Origin of the sequence: Coprococcus sp. AF102-57, from assembly GCF_027686195.1 — a bacterium.
Lineage (GTDB): Bacteria > Bacillota > Clostridia > Lachnospirales > Lachnospiraceae > Allocoprococcus > Allocoprococcus comes.
In genome coordinates this window covers 186,717-207,772 of record NZ_JAQCSY010000003.1, presented here as the reverse complement: position 1 = coordinate 207,772, position 21,056 = coordinate 186,717, and the positions used below count along the sequence as shown (strand labels likewise).

Annotated in this window: 16 protein-coding genes and 1 tRNA gene; 2 read left to right on the top strand and 15 right to left on the bottom strand. The window is 43.9% G+C overall.

What is annotated here, in order from left to right; genetic code table 11:
* Positions 1–287: 287 nt before the first annotated feature.
* Positions 288–360 (top strand) — tRNA-Gly (locus PGZ10_RS03520).
* 190 nt (positions 361–550) lie between these two features.
* Here PGZ10_RS03520 and PGZ10_RS03515 read toward each other — a convergent pair.
* The 15 genes from PGZ10_RS03515 to rfbC form a co-directional block, all read right to left on the bottom strand.
* A complete protein-coding gene (locus tag PGZ10_RS03515) occupies positions 551–1,720 on the bottom strand; it encodes a M20 metallopeptidase family protein (RefSeq protein WP_044998604.1) in 1,170 nt (389 codons plus the stop codon).
* A gap of 139 nt (positions 1,721–1,859) precedes the next feature.
* Positions 1,860–3,659, bottom strand: coding sequence for an aspartate--tRNA ligase (gene aspS, locus PGZ10_RS03510; protein ID WP_270202778.1), 1,800 nt, complete (start codon positions 3,657–3,659; stop codon positions 1,860–1,862).
* Positions 3,660–3,689: 30 nt separating this feature from the next.
* The gene (gene hisS / locus PGZ10_RS03505) at positions 3,690–4,961 is read right to left on the bottom strand and encodes a histidine--tRNA ligase (protein ID WP_195250590.1); all 1,272 of its coding nucleotides are present in this window, start codon (positions 4,959–4,961) and stop codon (positions 3,690–3,692) included.
* On the bottom strand, positions 4,946–6,445 hold the full coding sequence (hemZ, locus tag PGZ10_RS03500) for a coproporphyrinogen dehydrogenase HemZ (RefSeq protein WP_270540698.1): 1,500 nt from the start codon (positions 6,443–6,445) through the stop codon (positions 4,946–4,948). Before hemZ ends, hisS begins: the two co-directional genes overlap by 16 nt.
* 12 nt (positions 6,446–6,457) lie before the next feature.
* Positions 6,458–7,081 (bottom strand): MBL fold metallo-hydrolase, encoded by a 624-nt coding sequence (locus PGZ10_RS03495; RefSeq protein ID WP_008369645.1) that lies wholly within the window; start codon positions 7,079–7,081, stop codon positions 6,458–6,460.
* Between the two features lie 6 nt (positions 7,082–7,087).
* Positions 7,088–9,412 carry a RelA/SpoT family protein gene (locus PGZ10_RS03490; RefSeq protein ID WP_173826203.1) on the bottom strand — a complete coding sequence of 775 codons (2,325 nt, stop codon included), beginning with the start codon at positions 9,410–9,412 and terminating at the stop codon, positions 7,088–7,090.
* A 19-nt stretch (positions 9,413–9,431) separates the two neighbouring features.
* Positions 9,432–9,956 (bottom strand): adenine phosphoribosyltransferase, encoded by a 525-nt coding sequence (locus PGZ10_RS03485; protein ID WP_022221132.1) that lies wholly within the window; start codon positions 9,954–9,956, stop codon positions 9,432–9,434.
* 71 nt (positions 9,957–10,027) lie between these two features.
* Positions 10,028–11,788, bottom strand: a complete 1,761-nt coding sequence (recJ, locus tag PGZ10_RS03480; protein ID WP_270540697.1) for a single-stranded-DNA-specific exonuclease RecJ — start codon at positions 11,786–11,788, stop codon at positions 10,028–10,030.
* A gap of 79 nt (positions 11,789–11,867) precedes the next feature.
* Positions 11,868–14,033: a protein translocase subunit SecD gene (gene secD, locus PGZ10_RS03475; protein ID WP_117823006.1), complete on the bottom strand. Its 2,166-nt coding sequence runs from the start codon at positions 14,031–14,033 to the stop codon at positions 11,868–11,870.
* Positions 14,034–14,048: 15 nt separating this feature from the next.
* Positions 14,049–15,446: a thioether cross-link-forming SCIFF peptide maturase gene (scfB, locus tag PGZ10_RS03470; protein ID WP_117558972.1), complete on the bottom strand. Its 1,398-nt coding sequence runs from the start codon at positions 15,444–15,446 to the stop codon at positions 14,049–14,051.
* 115 nt (positions 15,447–15,561) lie between these two features.
* Positions 15,562–15,705, bottom strand: a complete 144-nt coding sequence (gene scfA, locus PGZ10_RS03465; RefSeq protein WP_008369659.1) for a six-cysteine ranthipeptide SCIFF — start codon at positions 15,703–15,705, stop codon at positions 15,562–15,564.
* Between the two features lie 212 nt (positions 15,706–15,917).
* Positions 15,918–16,289 carry a TIGR04086 family membrane protein gene (locus tag PGZ10_RS03460; RefSeq protein ID WP_008369690.1) on the bottom strand — a complete coding sequence of 124 codons (372 nt, stop codon included), beginning with the start codon at positions 16,287–16,289 and terminating at the stop codon, positions 15,918–15,920.
* Positions 16,290–16,341: 52 nt separating this feature from the next.
* Positions 16,342–16,890, bottom strand: a complete 549-nt coding sequence (gene spoVT, locus PGZ10_RS03455) for a stage V sporulation protein T (protein WP_022220492.1) — start codon at positions 16,888–16,890, stop codon at positions 16,342–16,344.
* Between the two features lie 104 nt (positions 16,891–16,994).
* Positions 16,995–18,017 (bottom strand): aminoglycoside phosphotransferase family protein, encoded by a 1,023-nt coding sequence (locus PGZ10_RS03450; RefSeq protein ID WP_117823002.1) that lies wholly within the window; start codon positions 18,015–18,017, stop codon positions 16,995–16,997.
* A 1-nt stretch (position 18,018) separates the two neighbouring features.
* A complete protein-coding gene (gene rfbC, locus PGZ10_RS03445) occupies positions 18,019–18,513 on the bottom strand; it encodes a dTDP-4-dehydrorhamnose 3,5-epimerase (RefSeq protein WP_442872532.1) in 495 nt (164 codons plus the stop codon).
* Between the two features lie 206 nt (positions 18,514–18,719).
* On the opposite strand from rfbC, the gene PGZ10_RS03440 reads away from it, so the two are divergent.
* Positions 18,720–21,038: a rhodanese-like domain-containing protein gene (locus PGZ10_RS03440; RefSeq protein WP_270540696.1), complete on the top strand. Its 2,319-nt coding sequence runs from the start codon at positions 18,720–18,722 to the stop codon at positions 21,036–21,038.
* Positions 21,039–21,056 lie beyond the last annotated feature (18 nt).

Genomic DNA, 21,056 nt, shown 5'->3' with positions numbered 1-21,056 from the left:
GCGTACTACCAACTGTACTACTATCGCATTCATTATTTGTTGTTCATCAGAACAATAAATACTATACAATATATCTATCAATTGGTCAAGTATATTTTCAATTTTATATGTCGGACTTTTCTACTTTTCTTCGCCTATTATTCTGTTAAAATCATTTTTTGTCTGATTAACAGAAAACTTATTGAATCTCCGCAAAAAGTAGAACAGAATTTCTTCATTTTTTCGTTGACAATTCCTTCTTTGTACGGTATAGTAGATATTGTTCTGATGAACACAATTTAATAGATGCGATAGTAGTACAGTTGGTAGTACGCCACCTTGCCAAGGTGGAGGTCGCGGGTTCGAGTCCCGTCTGTCGCTCTTTGTGAGACTTATGATTTTCATAAGTCTCTTTTTTCATTCATGTAAATTTCTGATTAAACTCTTAATTAAATCAAAAGACCCCATTTGTCAGAGTTGTCCCAGATACACGAAAAGGGATCCGCTTTCACTTTTTTGTAAAAGCCTGATCCCTTCTTTTTATTTATTCTAACCTTATAGATCTACTCTTCTATTTTGCCAGCCAGTCCATTGCAATCTTCGCATACATGGCTGCGCCAAGCGGTAATGCTTTTTCATTAAACAGAATCTTTGGATTATGCTGTCCTTTCCATTTACTCTGATCTTCCACTCCGGCTCCGACTACAAAATAACTTGCCGGTATTTTTGCCGAAATCACGGCAAAGTCTTCGGATCCCATGACATGAAATCCGCCGTTAATCGTTGTTCCCGGATTCTCAAGAGACTCAACACTTTTAATATACTCTGCATTCAGTTCTTCATTGCAAGTTACACTCGGAACATTGCTGAGTTCTTCGATTTCACATGTAGTACGATAAGCTGCTGCAACAGCCGGAACAATTTCATTAATCCTCCGGATCAGCATCGTCCTCACTTCTTCATTAAATGTCCTTAGTGTTCCCTGAAGCACGCAGCGCTCCGGAATTACATTTGCTGCATTACCAGCTGTAAACTGTCCAATCGTAAGTGCTGCCTCTGCTGATGGTGGACATTCCCTGGCGATCAGTGCCTGAAGAGCATGATAAACTTCTACACCAGCGTTGATCGGGTCAATACAGCCCTCCGGTGCAGAACCATGTCCGCCACGTCCTGTAAGGGTGATTTTAAAGCCATATACAGATGCCATGGCTTCCACACCATATCCAATCGTTCCACATGGAATTGCCGCAAATACATGCGCTGCAAAGGCAGCATCTACATGCGGATTTTCCAGGACTCCTGCTTCCACTGCTGCTTTCGCTCCGCGGAAGGTCTCCTCACCTGGCTGGAACAATAATTTGACCACGCCCGGCAGTTCTTCTTCATGTGCCTTTAAAATTTTTGCCGCTCCAAGAAGGATCGTAGCGTGCAGATCATGTCCGCATCCATGCATACAGCCATTCTTTGATGCAAATTCAAGTCCCGTTTCCTCTTCTACCGGAAGCGCATCCATATCACTTCTCAGAAGAAAACATTTATCCCCTTTTCCAATCTGAGCGATAATCACTGAAACCTCAGGAAATACCTTGTATTCTACATTCATCTCATCCAGACGTTTACTGATATATTCCACAGTCTTTGGAAGCTCCAGATCCGTCTCAGGAATTTGATGAAGATCTCTTCTCCATTTTATAAGTAGATCATTTATTTCCTGCGCTTCTTCTAAAATTTTATGTGCCATATATCCCATCCTCCTTTTATTTCAACTATCATTATTATAGAATTTCGCTATAAAAAAAGAAATGAACATTTCTTCACTTTGACAGCCAATTCTGTTTTATGTGAAAAAATGTTCATTTTTAAAAATTGAATTATAAAATTTATTCAGCGTCCGCTGTATGCTCTTCCAGCTCCAGTCCAAGCTCTTCCAGCTGCTTCGGATCGACTCTCTCCGGTGCTTCTGTCATCAGGTCAGATGCATCTTTTACCTTCGGGAACGCGATCACGTCACGGATGCTGTCCTGTTTTGCCATCAGCATAACCAGACGGTCAAGACCGTAAGCAAGTCCTGCGTGTGGCGGCACACCGTATTTAAATGCATTCAGAAGGAATCCGAACTGTTCCTGTGCCTGTTCTGGTGTAAATCCAAGTACTTCAAACATCTTGCTCTGGATCTCCTGGTTGAAGATACGGACACTTCCGCCTCCGATCTCGTTACCATTCAGAACGATGTCGTATGCTTTTGCACGAACTCTTCCCGGGTCGCTGTCAATGTACTGAAGGTCTTCTTCCATCGGCATGGTAAACGGATGATGCATTGCTGTGAAACGGTTCTGTTCATCACTCCACTCAAGAAGCGGGAATTCTGTGATCCACAGGAATTTGTATTCATTCTTGTCAAGGAGTTCCATCTGACGGGCCAGTTCCAGTCTGAGTGCGCCAAGAACATCCCATACAACTTTATTCTTATCTGCCGCAAAGAGAAGAAGATCCCCGTTCTCTCCATCCATCGCTTTAATAAGTGCTGCTGCCTCTTCTTCTGTCATGAATTTTGAGAAAGAAGATTTGACAGTTCCGTCTTCATGGATTGCAATATAGGCAAGTCCTTTTGCTCCATAACCTTTTGCAAAATCAACCAGCTTGTCGATCTTCTTTCTGGCCATGCCGCCCTGCCCTTTTGCGTTGATGCCACGGACAGTTCCACCTGCTTCAATCGCATTCTTAAATACAACAAATTCGCTGTCTTTGACAGTCTCTGTCACATTGACCAGCTCCATACCAAAACGGATATCCGGTTTATCAGAACCGAATCTGTCCATTGCTTCCTGCCAGGTCATTCTCTGGATTGGGAGCTGTACATCGATATCCAGTACTTCTTTGAACAGATGTGCAAGCAGTCTCTCATTGATATCAATGACATCATCAACATCTACAAAGGAAAGTTCCATATCCATCTGTGTAAATTCCGGCTGACGGTCTGCACGAAGGTCTTCATCACGGAAACATTTTACGATCTGGAAATATCGGTCATATCCGGAGCACATCAGCAGCTGTTTGAAGATCTGCGGTGACTGCGGAAGTGCATAGAAGCTTCCCGGATGAATACGGCTCGGTACCAGGTAATCTCTTGCACCTTCCGGTGTACTCTTGATCAGGAACGGTGTCTCGATCTCAAGGAATCCTTCTTTTGCCATGAACTGACGTGCGAGGGTAGCCACACGGCTTCTCATCATCAGGTTTCTCTGGATGTCCGGTCTTCTAAGATCGAGGAAACGGTATTTCAGACGTACTTCCTCTTTTGTCTTGGAATTCTCTTCGATTGGGAACGGAGGTGTCTCAGATTCAGATAAAATTCTGAGTTCTTCCGGTTTGATCTCAATCGCACCTGTTGCAAGATTTTCATTAACTGCACCGGAACGTTTTTCAACAGTTCCCACGATTGCTACAACAAACTCACTTCTAAGCTTTGCTGCCTTCTCAAGAAGCGCTTTATCTGTACTTCCCTCTTCAAAAACAACCTGGATCAGTCCGGAACGGTCACGTACATCTACAAAAACCAGTCCACCTTTATTTCTGTTCTTCTGTACCCATCCCATGATGGTTACTTTTTCACCGATGTTTGCCTCTGAAAGCTCTGCACACCGATGTGTTCTTTTCAGTCCTGTCATTGACTCTGCCATTCTAATTTATCCTCCTGCGTTTCTCTTTCCTTATAAATCCATAACGGAATCTTTGTAGCAGTCTGTGATATCTTCATATCCTTCTGCGATCAACTGATCCTTCTGGAATTTCTTGTTCTTCTTCATATTGACCACCAGAACCTGTTTCCCGGCTGCGCGGTCAGCTTTTGCCATCTCAAGTACTTTGAGGATGCCTTCCTTGTGCATATTCTTTTCAAGAAGATATGCTTTTTTCTGGCGTTTAGAAGGAATCTCATATCCATTTTCCAGAAGCAGCATGACAATACGCTCAAATCCGATTGAGAATCCACATGCCGGTGTGTCCTGCCCTGTGAATTTACCGATCATCTTATCGTAACGTCCGCCACCTGCAACAGAGCCGCCAAATTCATCCATCGTTACTTCAAAAATGGTTCCTGTATAGTAAGATTGTCCACGTACCAGCGTCGGATCAAATTTCACTTTGAATTCTGCCTCTTTTGCACTTTCTACGCTGGAGATGATCGTTTCCATGCTGTCGGCTGTCTTTTCGTCAAGGAATCCTGCCAGCTTTTCCTTGCAGAAACGGATTCCGTCAACATCCGGGCTGATCTCATCAAAGAGTCCAAGATAAGTATCTACATTTTCTTTTGTATAACCCATCTCAACCAGTTCTTCGCCTACGCCTTCTTTGCCGATCTTATCCATCTTATCAAGGATGATAAATACTTCATCGAAATCTTCTTCCTTAAATCCACTAAATGCAGCCATCGCCTTTAAGATATTACGGTCATTGATACATACCGTAAAATTGTGGAAATCCATCTTTCCAAGCATGGTCGTAGTTGCAAGGATCAGTTCGATCTCTGCAAGATTACCCGGCTCACCTAAAATATCGATATCGCACTGCATGAACTGACGGAAACGTCCTCTCTGTGGACGGTCTGCTCTCCATACATTGCCAATCTGAAGTGCCTTAAACGGTGACGGCAGTTCATTTGCATGATTTGCATAGTATCTTGCAAGCGGAACTGTCAGATCATAACGAAGTCCTCCGTCTACCAGATCGATCTCTTCTTTTGCCTCAGCAATTTTCAGTTTTTCCCCTCTCTTCAGAATCTTGAAGATCAGTTTTTCATTGTCGCCACCCTGTTTGCTGCACAGGTTCTCAATGTGTTCCACACACGGTGTCTCTATGGAAGTAAATCCAAATGTCTTATAGGTATCCTTGATCATCTGGATCACATAATCTCTGATTTCCATTTCTTTCGGGAGCATGTCTTTCATGCCGGTAACCGGTTTTTTCTTTAATGCCATAACCATTCTCCTTTTCGCTCTATCATCTCATCGATACGGGAAATATATTCTCCCACATCTCTGACATTTTCTATTCTTATCAGATTCGTCATCCGCCCGTTTTTACTTCCGGGCGCCGGAATCTCATACGGAAGCACCACCTTAGTCGATGCGCCTGCACCGGCAGCAACGATGGACTGCTTTTCCTCCATAATCAGTATATTGTAAATTCCCGCTTTGTCAACCTTTGCGTAACCTACATTTTCAAAATTTCCTGCAATATTCTTCTGTCTGTAGAGATAATACGGATAAAGTCCCATCTCACCGGCCGCCTTACGTGCCATATCGATCATCTCTTCCAGCTCTCTTGCCATCTGTTTGTAATTTTGTTTTTCTGTGCTTGCAGCCCGTTCGCGTGTCAGTCTCGAACCATGTTTCATTGCAAGTGCATGGACCGTCAAACTATCCGGTGCAAGCTCTTTGATCTGACGAAGAGTATCTTCCATCTCCTCCGGATGTTCTCCCGGAAGACCTGCGATCAGATCCATATTGATATTGTCGAATCCCAGTTCTCTTGCCAGATGGAAAATGCGGACTACATCTTCCACTGTGTGACGTCTTCCGATCACATCCAGTGTCTTCTGCTGCATGGTCTGCGGATTGATGGAGATTCTGCCAACTCCATGCTTCCGGATCACTCGCAGCTTGTCCTCAGTAATGCTGTCCGGTCTTCCGGCTTCGATCGTATATTCTTTCAGATGTTCAAAGGAAAAATGTTCTTCCAGGAAACTCAAAACTCGGTCCATCTGCTGTGCACTCAGGGTTGTCGGTGTACCGCCTCCCATATAAATCGCATTAAGATGCTTTTCTTTTGAAACCTCTGCAATAAATGCAAGCTCTTTTAAAAGTGCATCTACATATTCATCCATCCGGTCCTGCCATTTTGCAACCGGATAAGAAGTAAAGGAGCAGTAACTGCAGGTTGTCGGGCAGAACGGAATTCCGATATAAAGACTGTATCCATTTTCATAATCCAGCTTGTCAAGCTGGGCCTTTTCCCGCTTTGCAATCTCGATACCAAGCATTGCTTTTTTCTCGTTTACCACATAGGTATCATGCATATACCGGATGATTTCTTCCTCAGAAGAACCTTCTTCCAGTCTTTCCATGATCATCTTTGTGGGGCGGACACCTGTCATATTCCCCCATGCATGTTCTTCTCCGGTCTTTTTGACCAGGGTCTGATATAATTTTTTATTGATATAACGCTTTTGTTCTCTTTTTTCGCTGATGTCTGCGATTTCAGCCTCCCTGCAATGAAAAAAGGTCCACCGGACCTTTTTATCACATGCCTGCTCTTCCAGATCTGGTTCCTCTTCTGCGGTCATCTCGATCAGAAGTTCCTGTTCTGGATCTACCTTCTGGCTGATCTCGGCATCAGGAAGAAATGACTTTACGATATGATACATGTCGTAGGTGAAACGTTCATTCTTACAGCTGATCCGAATCATTTCTCTGCTCCTCTATACATACGGGTTGTTCACTTTTTCGTTGCCAATCGTTGTTGCGCCCATATGTCCCGGGAATACCTTTGTTTCATCCGGAAGTAGGAACAGCTTTTCCTTGATCGAACGAATCAGTGCAGAAGTGCTGCTGGTTGCAAAATCACTTCTTCCGACTGAACAACAGAACAATGTATCTCCACTGAAAAGTACTCCCTCTTTTTCTACATAGTAGCATACGCCGCCCTGGGTATGTCCCGGTGTATGGATCACCCGGAAATCTTCTCCGATCAGATGAAGCACATCTCCATCATGGATCACGTCTCCACCCGGGTAGCTGTAGCCATTTGTATATACCGTTGACTCATTCATAGACGGTGTGTGAAGAAGCTCCAGATCAGATTCTTCTACGTAAACCGGCATTTCTCCATACCGGTCGATCACTTTATCGATTCCCATGATATGATCAAAATGCGCATGAGTCAGAAGAATTGCCTTAATTACAAGCTCTTCCTCTTCGATATAACCGATCATCGCTTTTGACAAGTTTGCCGGATCAACGATCACGGTCTCTTTTGTTTCTTCATTAGTAACAATGTAACAATTGGTACTGATAATTCCTGTTACAAATTTTTCGATTTTCATTTCTTTTTACCCCACTGCTCGTTCTATATCCAGCACGCCGACGATCTGCCGGAGCTTTCCGATCACTTTTCCAAGCTCCTCTCTTCCCCGGACAATAAATCCGGCTTCGATTGTTGCTGTTCCCTGTTTGCTGGTTCTTACATTCATAGACTTCACATCAATATTCATCTCCGTGAACACCTTAGACATATCCATCAGAAGTCCCTGCCTGTCATTTGCATACATCTTGATCTCAGCCAGATAGCTTCCGGTGTCTGTACCTTCCTCCGGTTTTTCCCATTCTGCCGGGATCAGACGCGCTCTTTCCGTTTCTGACAGATGAATGATATTGACACAGTCCGTCCGATGGATCGACATTCCACGTCCACGGGTGATAAAACCAACGATCTCATCTCCCGGCACCGGATTGCAGCATCTGGAAAAGCGCACTGCCATATCGTCGATTCCCTTGACCACGATACCACTCTTGGATCGGGTGATATGCACCTTGTTCTTTGCCGCTTCCGCAACCTTTTCCAGAACACTTTCGTCGGTCAGTTCTTTTCGGTGATCCTTACTGTATTCTTCTGCAAGACGGTTGACGATCTGCCCTTCCTTCAATCCGCCATGTCCAAGTGCTGCAAGAATCGAATCCCAGTCCTTAAAGCCGTACTTTTCCTGCACGATCTGCATATATTTCGGTTTCATCAGATCCGAGAGTACAAATCCTTTTGCCTTACAGTACGTGGCAAGCATTTCCTTACCACGTACAATATTTTCTTCTTTGAATTCTTTCTTAAACCACTGGTTGATCTTGTTCTTCGCCTGGGTACTCTTGACGATACTCAGCCAGTCACGGCTCGGTCCTTTGGAGTTCTGTGAAGTCAGGATCTCGATTCGGTCCCCGTTCTGGATCTTATAATCGATATTGACCAGCTTGCCATTGACTCTGGCACCTACCATCTTGTTGCCGACCGCCGTATGGATCGCATAGGCAAAGTCAACCGGCGTAGAACCGTTCGGCAGGTTCTTGACATCTCCGTTCGGTGTAAAGCAGTATACATCCTCTGCAAATAGATCCAGGTCTCCTTTCAGAAGATTCAGAAATTCCCGGTTGTCTGACATGTCTCGCTGCCATTCCAGGATCTGACGAAGCCAGCTCAGTTTCTCTTCTTCCTTCGCTTCAACGCTCTTCTTTCCATCTTCAGACTCTTTATATTTCCAGTGTGCCGCAATACCGTATTCAGCAGTTTTATGCATCTCTTTTGTACGGATCTGGATCTCAAACGGCTGACCGATCGAACTCATCAGAGTCGTATGCAGAGACTGGTACATATTTGCCTTCGGCATTGCGATATAATCTTTAAAACGTCCCGGTACCGGTGTATACATCTCATGGATAACTCCAAGCGCCGCATAACAGTCTTTTACAGAATCTACGATAATACGGACTGCAAACAGATCATAGATCTGATCCACCGTCTTATCCTGGTTCACCATCTTCTTATAAATGCTGAAGAAATGCTTCACACGTCCGTTCACTTCTGCATCAATGTTCGCATTCTTCATATGCGTGGAAACCTCATCCACAATCTGCTGGACAAATTCTTCCCTTTCCGTTTTTCTTGCATTGATCTGCTTTACTAGATCGTTAAAAACCTCCGGCTGGGAATATTTGAGTGCCAGATCATCAAGCTCTGTCTTGATCTTGGAAATACCAAGCCGTTGTGCGATCGGAGCATAGATATCCATGGTTTCTTTTGCTTTTTCCAACTGCTTCTCCGGTCGCATATACTGCAGGGTACGCATATTGTGCAGACGGTCGGCAAGCTTGATGATGATAACACGGATATCTTTTGCCATCGCAAGGAACATCTTACGAAGATTCTCAGCCTGGACCTCCAACTTATCCGCTGAATAGGAAAGCTGTCCCAGCTTTGTGACACCGTCTACCAGAAGCGCCACCTCATCTCCGAATTCCTGACGGATTTCTTCGTCCGTCATCACCGTGTCTTCTACCACATCATGAAGGATGCCGGCAACGATCGTCTCTTTGTCCATCTCCAGTTGTGCCAGAATGATTCCTACCCACAGAGGATGGATAATATACTCTTCTCCGGATTTCCGTGTCTGCCCTTTATGCGCATCTCTTGCAATATGATATGCTTTTTCGATCATAGAGACGTCCGCCGAAGGATGGTACTTTCTGACTCGCTCGATCAGACTTTTATAGAGCAGTTCCGGATTCTGATAATCTTCCACATCCTTTACCGCATGACCATCTACGATCTCCAGTTTTTTATGTGTTGGTTCGATCAGCATCTCCTGCTGGATTCCGATATCGTCTGCCATAGCCTTCCCTTCTTTCTCATTAGTTTCCCGGATACTGGATTACGGAATCTACTTTGTATCCTTTCAGTTTTTCCCGTCCTTTTAATCCCATCAGTTCGATCAGGCAGAGAACTTCTACAACCTCACCGCCAAGTCCTTCGATCAGTTTGATCATTGCTTCTGCCGTACCGCCTGTTGCCATCAGGTCATCTACAATCACAACCTTGTCTCCCGGTTTGATCGAACGCTTGTGGATCTCGATCTCTGCACTTCCATATTCCAGATCATACTTGATCGATGCTGTCTCGCAAGGAAGCTTTCCTTTTTTACGGATCGGCACAAATGCTTTTTGCAGATTATATGCAATCGGCATTCCAAAAATAAATCCTCTGGACTCCGGTCCGATCACGATGTTGAAATCCATGCCTTCAAGCTTATCCTGCAGTTCCCGAATGGAAAGCTGAAGCCCTTCCGGATCTTCAAGAATGCTGGTTACATCTCTGAAAATAATTCCTTTTTCCGGATAATCCGGAATGCTGACAACATATTCTTCAAGTTTTTTCATCTTTCTTCTCCACCTTACCTACAAATATATGCAATATTTATTAGTATAGCATAAAATTGCTGTTTTTCAAATTATTTATAATTTTGGATCACAATCTGTGGCGTACGGACTCCCTGATACTCATTGATATCAGGATAATAGGTAAATGCCATAACAATTCCATGCCCATGTCCGTGCAGTAGACACTCACAGGCAACATCTCCAAATTTTTCACGCACATATTCCACAAAGGTATTCACATCTCCAAAATACATGGCATCCATCCTTGTACCGTGAAGATCCTTCACCTGCAACTTCAGCACATTTTTATTCTTGCCAAGGATTCTCGCACTTTCCACCTGTACCTGTCTTTCTGCAAAGACCGGACGTGCATTTCCTTTGCCAAATGGTTCCAGAACCGCAAGCTCTCCGATAAATTTTTCATTGACACATTCAAACGGGAGCTGCATATCTATGGCAATCTTTTCATTCAGATCCTCTGGTGTGATCCCGGATTTTTCGTTAATCTCCTTACGGAACTGTTCCAGATTCTCCTCTGGCATGGAGAGACCTGCCGCCATCTTATGCCCGCCAAATTTTGACAACAGATGCTTTACCCGGTTCAGTCCTTCATACATGTGCCAGGTCTCGATCGATCTTCCTGAGCCCTTTAAACCTTCCGCGCCCTTCGTCAGCACAAAGACCGGACGGTAATATTTTTCCCGGATCCTTCCTGCCACAATCCCGGCAAGGCTTTCATGACATTCCGGCAGGTAGACCACCAGCACGTCTGCATCCTTAAGTTCACTGTTCTCCACCTGGATAAACGCCTCTTCTACCGCCTGCGCCGTCATATCCTTCCGGCTGTCATTGAGTGCTTTCAGATCACCTGCCAGCAGATCCGCCTCCGCCACTTTCTTTGCCTCCAGAAGCTCCAGGGCACGCTTTGCTGTATCCAGTCTTCCACTGGCATTCATACACGGGCCGATCACAAATCCAATGTGATACGGAGACAGCTTATCTACATTCACACCAGTACATTCCATCAGCGCCTTCAGTCCCAGATTCTCCGTCCGTTTCAGCATATCCAGTCCCTGTTTAACAAAAATACGGTTTTCGTCCACCAGATCCATAACATCACCGATCGTTGCGATTGCCACATTTTCCATCAGATAATCTGCATCTTCCGCATCTTTTCCCATGGCTTCCATCAGAGCCTCCACCAGCTTGTAAGCAACCGCAGCCCCGCACAGCCCTTTGAACGGATAAGTACAGTCCTCCTGCTTCGGATCCACAACCGCATCTGCCTCCGGCAAAATATATCTTCGTTCCCCGCCAATTTCCGTATACGGGACCTCATGATGATCCGTCACCACAACCGTCATTCCCATACTTTTTGCATAGGCGATCTCCTCTGCCGCCGCAATCCCGTTATCACAGGTAATGATCGTATCCACGTCGGCCTCCAGCGCCCGGTCGATCAGGTTCCGGTTTAGACCATACCCGTCCTTCATACGATCCGGAATGTCACTGTCCACATCAGCTCCGAGCATCCGGAATCCCTCCAGAAGAATATAGGTCGACTGGATTCCATCAATATCATAGTCTCCAATGATCCTGATTTTTGCATTTTCTTTTATCTTTTCTCCAAGAACCGCTACTGCCTTGTCCATATCCTTCATCAGCATTCCATCGTACAGATCGGCGATCGTACCGTTTAAATATTTCTCGATCGCATCATCCCCGATCACATCCCGGTTTCTTATCAGGGAAGCCACTCGCGGACTGATATGGAATTTCTCACTGATATGCTGAAAATCCGCTCCTTTTCTCAGAAGTACCCAGTTCTCCATTTTCTCTTTTCCTTTCTTTGGTAGTCAGATAATACAAAGATGCCGGAGGATTCTCCTCCGACACCTCATTTTCTGTCAGTTATTTCTTTTTCGCTGCTTTTTTGCCGCCGATTTTTGTTTTCATTACATACCATAATGCACCGGTGATACATACAGATGAATATCCGCCCCCTGCAATACCAACCATAAGAGGTGCTGCAAATTCTTTAATAGAGCTTACACCCATGATATAAAGAACCGCTACCATGACAAATGTAGTAAATGTTGTGTAAATACTTCTTGTCAGTGTATAAGTGATACTTCTGTTTACAAGCGCTTTCAGATCATCGTTTCTCTTCATGACCCGAAGCTCTTCACGGATACGGTCGAAAATAACGATCGTCGCATTGATAGAATATCCAAGGATTGTCAGCATACATGCGATAAATGTATTACCGACAGATGTTCTTGCAAGTGCATAGAATGTAAGCACAAATAACAAATCGTGTAAAAGAGCAAGAACCGCACTTGATGCGAAACGTACATCTTTGAACCGGAACCAGATATAGATCAGCATACAGATCGCTGAAATGATAACTGCAATGATCGCATCCTGTCTCATCTCGGAGCTTACCGTAGAACTGATATTTTCTGCTGTAATTGTTGATGTGTCTACACCAAATTTATCAGCAAGCGCATTGTTAAGTGCTTCTCTTTCGTCAAGATTCAGCGTCTGTGTCTTGATGATGATCTGATTGCTGTCTTTTACTTTCTGTGCCTGTACATTGTGATCTCCGGTCACATCTTCTACAACCGGAACGATCTTTGAATCAATCTCTTTGATCGAGTAATCTTTATCAAATGTTACGGTTGTAGCCGTACCGCCCTTGAATTCCAGGCTGTAGTTCAGCGCACCTTCACCTTTTCCCGACTGGACTCCCATTGTCACAAAACCTGCTGCGATCACAGCAATTGATATTGCAAAGAAAATGGCTTTCTTTCCGAGGAAGTCGATAATTTTTCTTTCTTTTTTGAATTTCTTCGCATAAAATTTCACATCACGAAGACCAATCGCATACAGAGAGAAAATGATGATTCTGGTAATAACAAGTGCCGTAAACATTGACACAACAATACCAAGTGCCAGTGTCTGTGCAAATCCTTTTACAGAACCTGAACCCTTGAACCAGAGAATAGCTGCAGCGATCAGAGTTGTTACGTTACCGTCAACGATCGCAGACAGTGCTTTGTGGAAACCATTCTTCAGGGAAGTCTTAACACTGATACCTGTTGTCACTTCTTCACGCACACGGGCGAAAATGATAACGTTGGCATCGACTGCCATACCGATTCCAAGAATGATACCTGCAATTCCCGGAAGGGTAAGCGTGATATTAAATGCATTTAAAAGCACCAGGATCAGTCCTGTGTAGATCAGAAGTGCTAGACCTGCTGCAAGTCCCGGAATCAGATATACGAAGCACATAAATACGAAGATGATGGCAAGTCCGATGGCACCAGCCATTAAGCTTGTGCTGATTGCTTCTTCTCCGAGCTGTGCAGCTACTACATTAGAGCGAAGTTCTTCCAGTTCCAGAGAAAGTCCACCGATTCGGATGGTAGCTGCAAGATTGTCTGCTTCTTCATAGCTTGACATCCCTGTGATAACGGCTTCTCCGCCTTCGATCGCCTGATTAACTCTTGGTGAACTGATTGTCTGTCCATCATAAATAATGGAAATCTGTTTTCCTACATTTGCTGCTGTTGCTTCTGCAAATTTGGTTGTTCCTTCTTTGGTAAGCTGCAGAGCTACGACATATTCTTTGTTCTTAGTCGTAGAGTTCTCCTGTGTCTGAGCCTCTGCATTTTTAACATCTGTTCCTTCAAGAACGGTATTGCCATCTGCATCCTGAAATACCAGTGATCCTGGTTTGCCAAGTTCTTCCAGAACTTTATTAGCATCGGATACACCCGGGATCTCGATGTTGATCCGGTCATCCCCTTCCTGATATACACTTGCTTCTGTACTGTACTGCTCTACACGCTTCTGCAGCTTGTAGATCGTATCCTTCATATCTTCTGCTGAAGGATTCTTGTCTTTTGTCTGATAGGTAATGCTGACACCACCGGCAAGGTCAAGACCAAGATTGATATTTCTTGCGGAACCTGTGTGGGAGGAACCAAATCCCTGCCAGCAGGTAAATCCAAGAAGTCCTAAAAGTGCAGCAATCAGAACAAGGCTTACTATTCCTTTACTCTTCTTCATGTCCAAGTCCCTTTCTTAGTTTTCGTCTGCCATTGCAGCCTTTATCATAATCGCGCATTCCACGCGCTTACGTTCCATCTCACATCCCAGATCATAAGAATCATTTAATCCGTCTGCATACTTGTATGCGTTTGCCATACATCCACCACTGCAGTAGAATCTTGCAAAACATTTCTTACATTTTTCTTTTGTATATACGTTGCAGCAACGGAACTCATCTGCGATCTCCGGTCTTGTAATCCCTTCGTTTACATTTCCCATCAGGAAATCTTCATCACCTACAAACTGGTGACACGGATAGAAATCTCCCCATGGCGTAACAGCAAGGTATTCGGTTCCCGAACCACATCCGGACAGACGTTTGTACAGACACGGTCCTCCTTCCAGGTCGATCATAAAGTGGAAGAAATTGAATCCTTCTCCCTTTTTATCTTTCTCGATGATATATCTTGCAAGCTTGTCATACTCATCAAAGATCTGTGGAAGATCTTCTTCGCGGATTGCATACGGATCAGATTCATCCCCGACAACCGGTTCGATCGACATCTGCTTGAAGCCAAGCTCTGCAAAGTGCTTCACATCCTCTGAAAAATCCAGATTGTTTCTGGTAAATGTTCCGCGGATATAGTAGCGTTCCTGATTACGTGAATCTGCAAGCTTCTGGAACTTCGGAACGATCAAATCATAGCTTCCTTTTCCGTTTCTGAAAGGACGCATTCTGTCATTAACTTCCTTACGTCCGTCAAGACTGATGACTACATTGTCCATTTCTTTATTGATAAACTCCTGGATGTCATCATTCAGAAGTACACCATTCGTAGTTACAGTAAAACGGAAATGCTTGTCATGAAGCTTCTCCTGTTCTCTTCCGTATGCGACCAGGTCTTTGACAACCTGCCAGTTCATCAGCGGCTCCCCGCCAAAGAAATCAACTTCCAGATTCCTTCTTGTTCCGGAATTGGCGATCAGGAAATCCAGGGCTTTCTTACCAACTTCATAAGTCATAAGCGCTCTTCTTCCGTGATACTCTCCTTCTTCTGCAAAACAGTATTTGCAGGCAAGATTGCAGTCGTGTGCGATATGCAAACAAAGTGCTTTCACAACTGTCTTACGCTTGATAACCTCCCCGATAAAAGGTTCATATGTATCAACAACAAAAAGCTGTCCATTCTCAGTCAGCTCTGTCACGTCATCCAATATATCTCTGAGTTCTTCTTCGGAATATTTCCCTTCCAGCTCATCTTTCAGCTGGTTCCATGTACTTTCTTCTTTCAGTGTCTGCACTGTCTGATTCTCGTTCATACGGTTCAGACATGCAATAACCTCGTACCCCGGCTCGTCCACTACATGAACGCATCCGCTGTTGACATCAAGTACAATATTATATCCATTGTTCTGGTACTGATGAATCACAACCGGTACCCCTTTCTATCCTTATTTTTCAAATTTTTCCTCATACGTCAAATGACAGCGGCTTTAAAGCCGCTGCCTGCTTGTCATACTTATTCACTACACTTACAAATATCTCTTATTTGCTGTGTTCGCAAGTCTGATTTCCTACTGTACAAGAAGTCTTGCATGCTGACTGACAGGATGTCTGGCATTCTCCGCATCCGCCCTTCTTTACTGTATTGTTCAGAGTCTGTGTATTCAATGTTTTAATGTGTTTCATTGTAATATCCTCCTTCTTTGCTCATTATACGATATAGTATAGCACATATTCCTTGATACCGTCAACGCAAAAATCCAATCTGAAACAAATGGGCAAAATCCAGTTTTTCTTTACAATCCTTACATTCATGCAAGTGTCCGGAGTCATTACTGCTCCTTCCGAAGCTTCTGCTTCCCCCGGATTTAAAAATAAAAGTCCCCATCTCCGCCCCTTCAGGACACCATACCACCGAGCATTCCGCCTGCCCCACAGAGGATCCAGGCGATCATCATCTGCATCCCCCCCTGCACGCTCCGGTAGATCCCTGCTGAAATTGCAAGCAGTAGCAGAAAATAGAGCATTCCAAGCATAAATCCCCTCAGGAATTTCCTTGTCTTCCCCATTTTTCCCATGGCAAATCCACCGGCAAATGTGGAAATTATGTAAACCGCAAGGATCCCGATCCGGACTGTTTTCTCGCTTAAGTCAAACTTATACAGCCCAAAGGACAGCCCGAGTAGCATCAGCATCGTAAGAAAGTAAGAAAGCATCAATGCTTTCACAAGTCTTGTAAAACAGATATTTCCAAACAGCTTTTTTTCCATAAGAACCCCTCCTGTCCTTTTATACTATGAGAGATTCTTATGAAATATTCCTTTACTGTTCCATCTGTCGTCCCAGAAATCCTGCTGCGCAGAGTATCATCTTCTGTTCCAACTCACCGGGTTTTTTCCTGCCGTCCTTTGCCAGGATCACGACAGAACCGATCGCATCTCCGGCGCAGATGATCGGACTTACCACCTGCCATTTCAGTTCTGCATTCTGTCCCGACACGATGACCGTGAACTTCCGATCCATAGAAGATGCCAGAAACTGCTCCCTTCTTGCGATCACTTCCGCAAGCTGTCTTGTGATCAGCTGTTCCTGAAATTCTTTCTTCCCCGGTCCTGCTGCTGCGATCACCTGATCTGTATCTGTGATACACACCAGATATCCAAGCGTCTGTGCCAGACTTTCCGCATATTGGTCTGCAAAATTTCCCATTTCCCCAAGCGGTGAGTATTTTTTGAGAATGATTTCTCCTTCCCGGTCGGTGAAAATTTCAAGTGCATCACCCTCACGGATACGTAGCGTGCGCCTGATTTCCTTCGGAACGACAATTCTGCCAAGATCATCGATCCGGCGGACAATTCCTGTAGCTTTCATATTGATTCTATTCCTCCTGTGTTCCACTTGTTTTCCATATTTTATTCGATATGGGTAGTATGTGGAAATACGCAGAATTTTATTACTCCGTATCCCTGAAATCTTTATTTATAATATCTTTCTTCGATCATATCCAGAAAATCCCTGTTTAAATAGTCTTCCATCTTTTTAAATGTTTCTTCGTTGCGGATCAGTCTTCCCGGCTCCTGATATTCTACCCACGCCATTGCACACCATGTAATTCCCCTGAGACACGTGATCGGAATAAAAATGTTCAGACGTTCTTCGATTCCACTCACATCAAATCTGCCATTTACCGCCTGGATATATTTTCTTGTAAAATCAGCCATCTCTTCTTCTGTCAGAATCACATCTGTTTTCCAGAAAGTTGTCGTTGGTGCAAGGAAATGCCCCAGATCCTGAACCGGATCACCATAAAGCGGCTTTTCCCAGTCAACCAGATAATTGTCTTTTCCTGCGCCATTCATCAGGAAATTTCCCGAATTCAGCTCTGTGTTAATACAGCATCTGTATCCACTATAATCCCGGATCTCATTGATCTTCTCCTGTCCCAGCTCCAGAAGACGCCGGATCTGTACTTTTTTCTTTTCTTCTCCCAGATCAGACTCGTAGTATGTCTGCACCATCTGATTACATTCATCCAGAATCGCCTGCAGTGGATTCGATGGCGATATCAGTCCATCCGTTTCTTTTACCGGAACACTGTGGATATCCGCAAGACATTCTGCCGCTTCCATCAGATTCTTCCGATAATCCAGTGCACTCCCTTCCAGAAACTCCATAACCATCACACCATACGGCAGTTCCTTCTTACTTCCATCTACAAAAACCGGCACTGGCGTCCGTCCTGAATCCGCCAGGAGCTCCAATGCATGATATTCGTATTCAATCTGATTTTCCAGATGCATCTGGCTTCCTGTATTGACACGAAGCACCAGTTTCTTTCCGGTCAGTGGGTGTACGAACCAGTAGTTGATATTATATTCGCCCTGTGCCAGTGGCTGATAGGCAATCTGAATTTCCTTCTGCTCTTCTTTCCCGATCCCGATTCCTTCCAGATAATGTTCTGTCTGTACATATTCTTTTAATCCCTGAATTCTTTCCATCTTATTCTCCCAGCCTTCCCCACTTTTTATCTTTTTCACTCATTCTGTATGGCACATCAAGCTCTGGCCATGCAACGTTGATCGTCGGATCGTTCCAGGCAATCCCGCCCTCATCATCCGGATGATAAAAATCCGTACATTTGTAGCAGAATTCTGCCTGGTCGCTCAGCACCAGAAATCCATGCGCAAATCCTTCCGGAATGTAAAACTGCTTTTTATTCTCTTCCGACAGTTCAATTCCATACCATTTTCCATAGGTGGCACTTCCTTTCCGGATATCCACCGCCACATCAAATACGGTTCCCCGGATCACCCGGACTAGCTTTCCCTGCGGATATCTCTTCTGAAAATGAAGTCCTCTCAGCACTGCTTTTCCAGAACCGGACTGATTATCCTGTACGAACTTCATCGTAAGTCCGGCTTCCTCCATATCCTTCTGATTATAAGTTTCCATAAAATATCCACGCTGATCACCATGCACCGACGGTTCGATCACGCAGAGTCCTTCTATTCCACCTGCATTTTTTTCTATTTTTATCTTTTTATTCTACCACGAAACAGCAGTTAGTTTAATAAAATCTCTCAATTATACCTATAGATTTTATCTATTCCGTTTTTATATATAGATTAAAACAATTATGAAATTTTTGTAAAAACTGTTACAATGTAATCGTAACCTATTTTTGAGAGTAAGGAGGAAAAATGAAAAGAAAATTATTACCAGTATTTCTGTCTTTCGCATTACTTGCGAACGGCTCTCTGACAGCTTTTGCCGCTGATCCGGTTGCTGATGCCGTTACAGAAAGTGATGTGCAGACTACTGTTTCTGAAGATCAGGAAAACCAGGAAGAAGTAACAGTTCCTGAAGGGGAATCTTCTGAAGAAGAAGCTTCTACTGAAGCTGATGATTCTAAAGAAACTTCGGATGTTATTACTGATATCGCTGGTCGCTACACGGAACTTGGCACAGATGGTAATCCTATAGACGGATCAAAAGCCATCGAAAATGCAAAAGCCGGCTCTGGTGTTATCGTAGATGTACGCACACCTGAAAACTACAACAAGGGATATATTGAAGGTTCTATTTCTGCACCAGTATTTACTTCAGATGGTGTTGTTAAGCGTTCCGATGAACCTACCGCTGTAGCTTTCACAGAAACTGTAACCGGAAATTCCGCTCTTGAAGGAAAAGAAATCTATGTTCTCTGCAACAGTGGAAACGCAGGTGCAAAAGCTGCTACCGTTTTATTAAACGCTGCAGGATATTCTCTTGACAACATTCACACTATTACTTACGGAGCAACAGGCCTTGAAGTTCGTTACGCATTCCTTGGAACAAACAACGCTGTAACCGGTGCTGAAGCCGTAGCTGCTGTTGATTCATCTGATGTAGTAATCATCGATGTACGTACAACAGAAAACTATACAAAGGGACATCTGAAGAATTCTATTTCTCTTCCTGTGTTCTATATTAATGAAAAAGGTGAGCAGGCAATTGCAGAAACTAATAAGGATTCTTATGCCGTTTCTTTCGCTGACTATGTAAAAGCCAACATTTCCACTTTCTCAGGCAAAAAAGTATACGTCCTCTGTAACAGCGGTCAAAGAGGTGCAAGAGCCGCCACTGCATTACTTGCAGACAACGGTGTTGACAAAAACACGATCTATACCATCACCGATGGTGCGAAAGATAAAACTGTAAACGGTGCTTTCGTAACTGTAGATGGTTACAAATTTGTATCCGGAAACGATGCCATTAACGCTGCAAAAGACGGAACTGCATACGTTATCGATGTACGTTCTTCAAAAGCACAGGCTAAAACAGGAATTCTGAAAGGATCCATTTCCCAGTCTCTGTTTGACGCCGACAACAAACTTGACACAGCTGAAGCTGAAGCACTTGAAATAGCCTTCAAGGAAGAAATTCCTTCCAAAATAACAGAAGACAAACCAATCTACATCATCTGCAACAGTGGTGCAAGAGGGGCTCAGAAAGCAACCAAACTTCTTGGAGAACTTGGCTATAACACAAGCACCAAAGAAGATGGTAAAGTATACACCATTGAAAATGGTGCAAAAGGCCTGGAACTTCTGTATGCAATGTCTGGAACAGACGGAAATGCCGTAGACGGAAAAACAGCTGTTGCTGCTGTCGGAAAAGACGACGTAGTAATCCTTGACGTCCGTGCGACAGGTAACTATGGAAGTGGACACTTAAAAGGCTCTATCTCAACACCTGTATTCAATGCAAACGGAGTTGCCAAAACTACAGATGACCAGCTTTCCAAAGATTTCACAAAATATGTAACAGACAACAAAGCCACTCTTGAGAAAAAAGAACTCTATCTTCTCTGCAACAGTGGTGCAAGTGGTGCAAGAGCAGCTACTGCTTTATTAAAATCTGCCGGATATAATCTTGCAAAAGTGCATACTATCACTGGTGGTGCAAAAGATGCTGATGTAAAAGCTGCTGCAATCTATGTTTCTGACACTCATGTAATCAATAAAATGGCAGATACAAAGAACTACCTGATTCTTGATGTACGTTCTACAGCTTCTTACACAAAAGGACACTTAAAGGGATCCCTTTCCCTTCCACTTTTTGACAAAGATAACAAACTTCCGGATGATCTCGCAAAAGCATTTACAGAATATGTAACTGCTCACAAAGCAGATTTTGAAGGAAAAACAATTTACGTTCTTTGCAACAGTGGAGCAAGAGGTGCTGCAAAAGCAACTCAGCTTCTCAAAGAAGCCGGAATCACCAACGTATTCACCATCGAAAACGGTGCAAAAAGTGAAGTGATCCAGAAGCATTTTGTAACAGATCCTGTCGCTGATCCTGATACAAAGAAAGACAACAATGGCAAAGATAACAATAAAAACCAGAATAACGGTAAAACCACTACTGCTGCTACAACAAAGACAGGAGATACCGCTCCTATCGCTGCTCTCGCAGTTGCAATGCTCGCTGCTCTTGGCGCAATCATTGCATTCGGTAAGAAAAAAATTGTAAAATAATAATTATTCCCAAAAAGG

Excerpts from the sequence above, each read along its gene's own strand:
- hisS (WP_195250590.1), bottom strand. The coding sequence starts at position 4,961 with ATGGTTATGGCATTAAAGAAAAAACCGGTTACCGGCATGAAAGACATG.
- scfA (WP_008369659.1), bottom strand. The coding sequence starts at position 15,705 with ATGAAACACATTAAAACATTGAATACACAGACTCTGAACAATACAGTA.
- PGZ10_RS03460 (WP_008369690.1), bottom strand. The coding sequence starts at position 16,289 with ATGGAAAAAAAGCTGTTTGGAAATATCTGTTTTACAAGACTTGTGAAA.
- PGZ10_RS03450 (WP_117823002.1), bottom strand. The coding sequence starts at position 18,017 with ATGGAAAGAATTCAGGGATTAAAAGAATATGTACAGACAGAACATTAT.
- aspS (WP_270202778.1), bottom strand. The coding sequence starts at position 3,659 with ATGGCAGAGTCAATGACAGGACTGAAAAGAACACATCGGTGTGCAGAG.
- secD (WP_117823006.1), bottom strand. The coding sequence starts at position 14,033 with ATGAAGAAGAGTAAAGGAATAGTAAGCCTTGTTCTGATTGCTGCACTT.
- spoVT (WP_022220492.1), bottom strand. The coding sequence starts at position 16,890 with ATGAAAGCTACAGGAATTGTCCGCCGGATCGATGATCTTGGCAGAATT.
- PGZ10_RS03515 (WP_044998604.1), bottom strand. The coding sequence starts at position 1,720 with ATGGCACATAAAATTTTAGAAGAAGCGCAGGAAATAAATGATCTACTT.
- hemZ (WP_270540698.1), bottom strand. The coding sequence starts at position 6,445 with ATGATTCGGATCAGCTGTAAGAATGAACGTTTCACCTACGACATGTAT.
- PGZ10_RS03495 (WP_008369645.1), bottom strand. The coding sequence starts at position 7,081 with ATGAAAATCGAAAAATTTGTAACAGGAATTATCAGTACCAATTGTTAC.
- PGZ10_RS03440 (WP_270540696.1), top strand. The coding sequence starts at position 18,720 with ATGAAAAGAAAATTATTACCAGTATTTCTGTCTTTCGCATTACTTGCG.
- PGZ10_RS03490 (WP_173826203.1), bottom strand. The coding sequence starts at position 9,412 with ATGGCAGACGATATCGGAATCCAGCAGGAGATGCTGATCGAACCAACA.
- PGZ10_RS03485 (WP_022221132.1), bottom strand. The coding sequence starts at position 9,956 with ATGAAAAAACTTGAAGAATATGTTGTCAGCATTCCGGATTATCCGGAA.
- recJ (WP_270540697.1), bottom strand. The coding sequence starts at position 11,788 with ATGGAGAACTGGGTACTTCTGAGAAAAGGAGCGGATTTTCAGCATATC.